The organism is Limosilactobacillus coleohominis (assembly GCF_016901675.1).
In the GTDB taxonomy this organism is placed as follows: domain Bacteria; phylum Bacillota; class Bacilli; order Lactobacillales; family Lactobacillaceae; genus Limosilactobacillus; species Limosilactobacillus intestinavium.
Genome location: NZ_JACJKU010000183.1, coordinates 1 through 514, shown reverse-complemented (window position 1 = coordinate 514; position 514 = coordinate 1). Strand labels below are relative to the sequence as shown.

The following is a 514-nucleotide window of genomic DNA, read 5'->3' as shown; positions in this document are numbered from 1 at the left end:
ATCATTTCAAGATCGAGTTGTCATCGAAACTTTGCACAAAGAACATTATTCTTTAGGTCAAATTGCTAGTCGCATTGGATTTTCTCGAACCACAGTTTTTAAAGAATTAAATCGATTACCTGGACCTTATAATGCCCGAAGGGTAGAAAAACAGCATCGTGACCAAATCACTCAACGTGGAGCTAAGTCACACTTTACTTCAGGATTAAAGCAATATATTGAGGATAAGATACTAATTGAAAAATGGTCGGCAGAGCAAGTAGCACATACGCTGAAGTTTAGCTTTAAAACCATATATAACTGGATTGATCAAAACAAACTAGAAATTAGTTTAAGCGATCTTCCTGACCATGGTATTAGGCGCCATCGAGCTAAAGAAACTCGTGGTACTTTTTGCCATGGACATTCAATTGATACACGTCCTCGTGAAGTAGCACAACGAACGACCTTTGGTCATTTCGAAGCAGATACCGTACTTTCAGGTAAAATGAAGGGGCAAGCAGTCGCTACTTTC

General features: G+C 38.9%; 1 protein-coding gene. It reads left to right on the top strand.

Annotated features, from left to right (window positions below):
* Positions 1 to 514: IS30 family transposase (locus H5975_RS08430; protein ID WP_204785636.1), on the top strand; the 514-nt coding region annotated here is incomplete at both ends.